This window comes from Burkholderia sp. 3C (assembly GCF_054589155.1).
Genome location: NZ_BAAILN010000158.1, coordinates 29,038 through 36,631 on the forward strand (window position 1 = coordinate 29,038; position 7,594 = coordinate 36,631).

General features: G+C 67.1%; 6 protein-coding genes. 2 read left to right on the forward strand and 4 right to left on the reverse strand.

Going from position 1 to position 7,594, the window contains the following annotated elements; translation table 11 throughout:
* Window positions 1-1,191 (forward strand): aminotransferase-like domain-containing protein (locus ACYP33_RS34065; RefSeq protein WP_459625509.1); only part of this gene is annotated, 1,191 nt, incomplete at its 5' end.
* Between the two features lie 86 nt (window positions 1,192-1,277).
* Here ACYP33_RS34065 and cyoD read toward each other — a convergent pair.
* Genes cyoD through cyoA form a run of 4 tightly spaced genes read right to left on the reverse strand, consistent with a single transcriptional unit; the run spans window position 1,278 to window position 5,234 of the window.
* Entirely contained in the window at window positions 1,278-1,667 is a 390-nt protein-coding gene (cyoD, locus tag ACYP33_RS34070) for a cytochrome o ubiquinol oxidase subunit IV (RefSeq protein WP_414440930.1), read from the reverse strand.
* Window positions 1,664-2,278: a cytochrome o ubiquinol oxidase subunit III gene (gene cyoC / locus ACYP33_RS34075; RefSeq protein WP_414440929.1), complete on the reverse strand. Its 615-nt coding sequence runs from the start codon at window positions 2,276-2,278 to the stop codon at window positions 1,664-1,666. The genes cyoD and cyoC overlap by 4 nt, the downstream gene beginning before the upstream one ends.
* Window positions 2,278-4,284: a cytochrome o ubiquinol oxidase subunit I gene (gene cyoB / locus ACYP33_RS34080; RefSeq protein WP_459625510.1), complete on the reverse strand. Its 2,007-nt coding sequence runs from the start codon at window positions 4,282-4,284 to the stop codon at window positions 2,278-2,280. Before cyoB ends, cyoC begins: the two co-directional genes overlap by 1 nt.
* Before the next feature lie 5 nt (window positions 4,285-4,289).
* On the reverse strand, window positions 4,290-5,234 hold the full coding sequence (gene cyoA / locus ACYP33_RS34085; protein WP_459625511.1) for a ubiquinol oxidase subunit II: 945 nt from the start codon (window positions 5,232-5,234) through the stop codon (window positions 4,290-4,292).
* A 265-nt stretch (window positions 5,235-5,499) separates the two neighbouring features.
* On the opposite strand from cyoA, the gene ACYP33_RS34090 reads away from it, so the two are divergent.
* Window positions 5,500-6,897, forward strand: a complete 1,398-nt coding sequence (locus ACYP33_RS34090; RefSeq protein WP_459625512.1) for an aminotransferase-like domain-containing protein — start codon at window positions 5,500-5,502, stop codon at window positions 6,895-6,897.
* The last annotated feature ends 697 nt before the right edge of the window (window positions 6,898-7,594 follow it).

The window sequence follows — 7,594 nt, forward strand, 5'->3', positions numbered from 1 at the left end:
AAGCGCGGGCTGATCGACAGCCGCGCGGGCAGCGGCACGTTCGTGCGCGGGCCGACCCAGACCTTGCCGCTGTCGGGCGGCAGCAGCGTGGAGATGTCGATGAACATGCCGCCCGAGCCGCCCGTGATGGCCACGCGCCTGACCGATTCGGCCGCCGCGCTGCTGGCCGGCGCCGATCCCTACCAGTTGCTGCGCTATCAGGATTTCGGCGGCGCGCCGGCCGATCGCGCGGCCGGCCGCGCGTGGCTCGGGCGGCGCCTGCCGGGCTGCAACGGCGAGGCCGTGCTGGTGTGCCCCGGCATTCACAGCGCGCTGGTGGCGCTGGTGTCGCTGCTGGCGCGCCCCGGCGACACGCTCGCGCTCGACGTGCTCGCCTACCCCGGCATCAAGGCGATCGCCTCGCAGCTCGGCGTGCGCCTGCAGGCGCTGCCGCGCGACGAGGACGGCCCGCTGCCGCACGCGTTCGAATCGCTCTGCAAGGCGCACAAGCCGGCCGCGTTCTACTGCAACCCCACGTTGCAGAACCCGAGCACGCTGACGATCCCGTTCCGCCGCCGCGAGGCGCTGGCCGACGTGGCGCTGCGCTACAACGTGCCGATCATCGAGGACGACGCCTACGCGATGCTGCCGCAGAACGCGCCGCCGCCGCTCGCGCTGCTCGCGCCCGAGCTGACGTATTACGTGACGGGCATGTCGAAGAACTTCGGCGCCGGCCTGCGGATCGCCTACCTGCTCGCGCCGTCGGCGCGGCAGGCGCAGCGCATCGCCGGCGCGCTGCGCGCCACCACCGTGATGCCGAGCCCGTACACCATGCTGCTGGCCACGCAATGGGTCAACGACGGCACTGTCGCCGCCATGCTCGATGCGATCCGCGCCGAGGGCCGCACGCGCCTCGCGATCGCCGCGCAGGTGCTGCACGACTGGCCGTTCGATGCGAACCCCGATGGCTTTCATCTGTGGCTGCCGATCCCGCCCGACTGCCACCGCTCCGCGCCCGATCTCGCGCAGCAACTGCGCAACCGCGGCGTGGCCGCCGTGGCCGGCGCGGCGTTCTCCACCGACGGCAATCCGCCCAACGCGTTGCGCCTCTGCCTCGGCGGCCCGCAAACCCCCGACGATTGCCGCGAGGCGCTGCGGCTGGTGGCCGACGCGCTCGGCGATCCGCATCATCTGGCGTCGCCGGCCATCTGAGCCGCGCATCCAAACGAAAACGGCGCACCGCCCCTTGAGGAGCGGTGCGCCGTGCGAGGCTGCCGAACGGGCTCGTCAGTGCTTGGTCAGTCCTTGGCGAGCGCGCGTTCGATCGACATGTGGGTCGGCATCATGTTGACGTTGGCGTTGTGGATCACCCACAGCGACAGGCCGACGATCACCGCGATCAGGAACCCGGTGCAGATGAAGATGCCGGTGTTGGCGCGCTGGCTGCGCGCCGTGCCGATATGCAGGAAGTAGAACAACTGCACGATCAACTGCGCGACGCAGGCGATGGTGATGGCGGCCAGGCCGTACTGGCGCGGCACGATATGCGTCATCACCACGCCGAACGACACGAAGGTCAGCAGCACCGACAGCACCATGCCGATGCCATAGCCCTTCAGCGAGCCGTGCGCGGCGTCGTGCCCGTCATGGGCGGCGTGGCCGGAATGCGAATGCGGGCTGGGCTTCATACGAACTCCCGAAGATAGACGAAGGTAAACACGCAGATCCACACCAGATCCAGGAAGTGCCAGAACATGCTGAGGCAGGCCAGGCGGCGCTGCACCATGCCGTTCAGGCCGAACTTCCACACTTGGTGCATCATCACGCCGATCCAGATCAGGCCGCAGGTCACGTGCAGCCCGTGGGTGCCGACCAGGCCGAAGTACGCGGACAGGAACGCGCTGGTTTGCGGGCCGGCGCCGTCGGCCACCAGCTTCGCGAACTCGTGCACTTCCATGCCGATGAAGCCCGCGCCGAACACGAACGTGATCGCGAGCCATGCGATCACCGTGCCGCGCCGGCCGCCCTTCATCGCCAGCATCGCGAGGCCGAACGTGAAGCTGCTGACCAGCAGCAGCATGGTTTCGCCGAGCACGTAATCGAGTTCGAACAGGCTCTGCCCCGTGGGGCCGCCGGCCGTGGCGTTGGCGAGCACCCCGAACGTCGCGAACAGCGTCGCGAAGATCAGGCAGTCGCTCATCAGATAGATCCAGAAGCCGATGGCGGTCTTGCTGCCGTCGTCGTGATGGCCGTGGTCGTGGCCATTGTCATGGCCGTGTTCAAGGCTATGGGCGCTCATCAGGCCACCTCGGTTTCATTGAGCGGCACGGGAGCGTGACGCTTCAGTTGCGCGAAACGCGCGTTTTCGATCCGCTCGACTTCGGCGGCCGTGACGTAGTAATCCGTATCGGTGTCGTAGGTGCGCGCGAGGAACGTGCCGACCATGCCGATCAGGCCCAGCACCACGAACGGCCACATGTGCCACACGAACGCGAAGCCGAACACGGCGCTGAACGCGGCGATGATCACGCCGGCGCCGGTGTTGCGCGGCATGTGGATAGCTTCGTACTGCTTGGGTTGCACGTAGGCGCGGCCCGATTCCTTGTCGTCCCAGTGTTGTTCCACCGAGGTGATGGTCGGCACAATCGCGAAGTTGTAGAACGGCGCGGGCGACGAGGTCGACCATTCGAGGCTGCGGCCGCCCCAGGGGTCGCCCGTCACGTCGCGCAGCGCATCGCGGCGGCGCACGCTCACATAAATCTGCACCAGCATCGCCAGGATGCCGAGGCCCACGAACACCGCGCCCACCAGCGCGATCACCAGCCAGGGGTGCCATTCCGGCACGGCGTAGTGGTTCATGCGGCGCGTCATGCCCTCGAAGCCGAGCACGTACAGCGGCGTGAACGCGAGCCAATAACCGATCAGCCAGCACCAGAACGACACCTTGCCCCAGAACTCGTCGAGCGTGAAGCCGAACACCTTCGGGAACCAGAAGCTCACGCCGGCCAGGCAGCCGAACACCACGCCGCCGATGATCACGTTATGGAAGTGCGCCACCAGGAACAGGCTGTTGTGCAGCACGAAATCCGCGCCCGGCACGGCCAGCAGCACGCCGGTCATGCCGCCCACGGCGAACGTGATCATGAAGCCGATCGTCCACAGCGTGGCGCTGTGATAGCGGATGCGGCCGCGATACATCGTAAACAGCCAGTTGAACAGCTTCACGCCGGTCGGGATCGAGATGATGGTCGTCATGATTCCGAAGAATGCGTTGACGTTCGCGCCCGAGCCCATCGTGAAGAAGTGATGCAGCCACACGAAGAACGACAGCACGCCGATCGAGGCCGTGGCGTACACCATCGACTTGTAGCCGAACAGCGGCTTGCCCGAGAACGTCGCGATGATCTCCGAGAACGCACCGAACGCCGGCAGGATCAGGATGTACACCTCGGGGTGGCCCCAGACCCAGATCAGGTTGATGTACATCATCGCGTTGCCGCCGAGCTCGTTCGTGAAGAAGTGCATGCCGAGATAGCGGTCGGCCGTCAGCAGCGCGAGCGTGCCCGTCAGCACCGGGAACACGGCGACGATCAGGATGTTGGTAATCAGCGCGGTCCACACGAACACCGGCATCTGCATGAGCTTTTGCGTCGGCGCGCGCATGCGCAGGATCGTCACGATGAAGTTGATGCCGGTCAGCGTGGTGCCGAGGCCCGATATCTGCAACGACCAGATGTAGTAATCCACCCCGACCGTCGGGCTGTAGCCCAGCTCCGAGAGCGGCGGATACGCCACCCAGCCGGTGGCCGCGAAATCGCCGACGAACATCGAGATCATCACCAGCCCCGCGCCCACCACCGCGAACCAGAAGCTCAGCGAGTTGAGGAACGGATAGGCCACGTCGCGCGCGCCGATCTGCAGCGGCACCACCACGTTCATCAGGCCGATGATCAGCGGCGTCGCCACGAAGAAGATCATGATCACGCCGTGCGCCGTGAAGATCTGGTCGTAGTGATGCGGCGGCAGGTAGCCGGCCGCGTCGTTGTTCGCGACGGCCTGCTGGGCGCGCATCATGATCGCGTCCGCGAAGCCGCGCAGCAGCATCACGATCGCCATCACGATATACATCACGCCGATCTTTTTATGGTCCACCGAGGTGAACCATTCGCGCCACAAGTACGTCCACTTGCCCGCGTAGGTGATCGCGCCGAACAGCGCCGCACCGAGCACGAGCACCACCGCGAGCGTGCCCATGATGATGGGTTCGTGCCAGGGTATGGCATCGAGAGTGAGCTTTCCAAACATGATGATTACCGGGTAGCCAGAAGGGGCGAGCGCGCGCCGCCGGAAGAAAGGGAAATCGAAGCCGCGTCGGCCGACTTGATGGTTTTCGCCACCACGCCCGGCTCCGCCGCCGTGCAACTTGGGTTGGCCGAGCCGGCCCGCATCGAGGCGGCGACGACGTTGTCGAACAGGTCGGGCACCACGCTCGCGTACAGCGTCGGCGCGTTCTTCTCGCTCGGTTGCGCGAGCCGTGCGTAGGCGGCCACGTCGAGCGAGACGGCCGACTGGCGGGCACGCGCCACCCAGGCGTCGAACTCGCCGCGGCTGGTTGCGTGGGTCTTGAAGTGCATGTCCGAGAAGCCCGGGCCGCTGAACGCCGCCGACTGGCCCAGATACGTGCCGGCTTCATCGGCGATCAGGTGCAGGCGCGTCTGCATGCTCGGCATCGCGTAGACCTGCGTGCCGAGCTGCGGGATGAAGAACGAATTCATCAGCGATTCGGCCGTCAGCCGGAAATCGACCGGCGTGCCCACCGGCACCGCCAGTTCGTTGACCGAAGCAATGCCGTAGTCGGGATAGATGAACAGCCACTTCCAGTTCAGCGCCACCACGTCCACCCGCACCGGCTTCTCGCGCGATTCGATCGGCTTGTAGGGATCGAGGCTCAGCGTCGTGCGCCAGATCAGCATCGCGAGCACCACCACGATCACGCACGGGATGGTCCACACCACCACTTCGATCGCGGTCGAATGCGACCAGCGCGGCGCGTAGGTCGCGCTGCGGTTCGTGGCGCGGTAGTGCCACGCGAACCACAGCGTGAGCGCGATCACCGGGATCACGACCAGCAGCATCAGGCCCAGCGCGATCAGGATCAGGTGCTTTTCCTGCACGCCGATATCGCCCTTCGGGTTCATCAGCACGCTGCTGCAACCGCCGAGCAGCAACAGCGCGGCGGCCGGCAGCGTGCGCATGGCGGCGGCCAGCGGGGAGGCGTGGGAAGACGGGGACTGCGGTGGCCCGGATTCGACACCGGGCGGGGTTCGGGAAGATGGTGTGCGCATGGATTGTCCGTGTTGGCTTGACGCGCAAACCCGCCCATCCGCATCGATGCCCGTTCGTGCCGGCCCCCGGAACGCGCGGCCGGCGTGGCCGTGCATACAAATACTTTATGTATGGATTTACGCGCTTCGATGTCGGATGGTAGAGTAAGACATGACACACACATACCGCGACAGAATGCCGCAAAATCTTTCGGAACCCTCACATGTATGGCAAGACGCGCTGGCCGATGGCCGGGGGCCGCGTTACTTGCAGATCGTCGCGTTCATCGAGCGGGCGATTGCCGATGGCCGCTTGCAGCCGGGTGACCGCGTGCCGCCGCAACGGCAGATCGCCGCGCTGCTCGGCGTCGACCTGACCACCGTCACGCGCGGCTTCAACGAGGCGCGCAGCCGCCATCTGCTCGAATCGCGCGGGCCGCTCGGCACGTTCGTGTCCGCGCCGAAGGTGGAATTGGCGCAGCGCGTGGATCTCAGCATGAACATCCCCCCGCCGCCGGCCGGCGTCGACCTGGAGATGCTGCTGCGGCGCGGCATGTCGCAGGTGCTGATGCGCAGCGACATCGACCTGCTGATGACCTATCACCTCGGCGGCGGCAGCGAGGCCGACCGCGACACCGCCGTCGGCTGGCTGCGGCCGATGCTCGGCGAGGTGCCGCGCGCGCGGGTGGTCGTCAGCCCGGGCGCGCAGGCCACGCTGGCCGCGCTGATCGTGTCGATGACCGCGCCCGGCGACACGGTCGCCTGCGAACCGCTCGTCTACCCGGGGCTGCCGCTGGCGGCCACCCAACTCGGGCGCGTCGCGCGGCCGATCGAGACCGACGCGCAGGGCATGCGGCCCGACGCGCTCGACGCCGCCTGCCGCGAGCCGCATGGCAGCACGGTGCGGCTCATCTACCTGAACCCGACGTTGCAGAACCCGACCGGCGCGACGTTGCCGGCCGCGCGCCGGCAGGAGTTGCTGGCCGTGGCGCTGCGGCACGGCGTGCGCATCGTCGAGGACGATCCGTATTGGCTGTTCGCGCCCGACGCGCCGCCGCCGCTCGCACGGATCGCACCGGGCCAGGTCGTGTATGTGTCGACCTTGTCGAAATGCCTGTCGCCGGGGCTGCGCACCGCGTTCGTCGCGCTGCCCGACGAGGCGTTGCGCGATGCGTTTTTGACCGCGCTGCGCTCGTTTTCGCTGATGTCGCCGCCGCTGACCAATGCGCTCGTCACGCAATGGATCAACGACGGCTCGGCCGCCCAGGTGCTGGACGGCGTGCGCGCCGAAGCGCGCGAACGGCTGCGCGCCGCCGCGCAGATGCTCGGCACCACGGGCGGCTGCGAGGCCGGCATTCATCTCTGGTATCCGCTGCCGAGTTACTGGGCGCCCGGTGAGCTGGCCGCGGCGGCCGGGGCCGAAGGGCTGGCGGTGGCGCCGTCCACGGCGTTTTACCTGGGCGCGAGCGCGCCGAACGCGATTCGCGTGTCGCTCGGGGCCACGCCGGACCGCACGCAACTGCATGCGGCGCTGCGGCGGCTTTCGCTGCTGCTGGCGAGCGATGTGTCGAGCGGGCGGGGGTTGATCGTTTGAGGTGGGAAAACGAAACGGGCCGGGGAAGCGTGGAAGCTTTCCCCGGCCCGTTTGGCATGTGTCGATCGGTCGGGTTGACGCGCCGGTGTGCGAATCGGGGCGCGCAGACATCAGGGGATGAGCAGGAGCGTGCGGGACAGCCGGCGATGCGCCGAACATTGCGTCAAGAGGCATGCCGGCCAAAGCCGACACGCCGCCGAACGCCGCCTGCTGCGAGGCCGGCATTTCGTGGCCTGCAACATCGCCCTTTCCGCCATCCGTGCCTGCATTTGCGCTTGCATCCGGCGCGCCATGGCGGGCGACGCACCGCTGCCACTCGTCTGCATCGCGAAGCTTGCCGCTTCGCGTTGCATCGGCATTCTCCTGTCGTTATCGCTTGTCGGCACGGGAGGCGGAAATAACGCGCGCAGATGGTCGGGGAGGATGCTTAAGCGAAACTTAAGAAATCGCGGATGGCGTGAACGAGGCCAACCGGGGACCCGCGCCGCTCCCCTCCAAGAACCCTCCAAGAACCCTCCAACGAACCCTCCACGGAACCCTCCATGAAAATAAAAATGTGACTACAAAACAAAGCCTTACGTCACATTTTCGGCAACACCGGACCCTCCATTCAACCCTCCAAACCCGCGCCCCCCCGCCCCTCCATCGCAAACGCCCGAAACCGCTCCACCGCCGGGCTGTCCCGCTCCACCCGCCA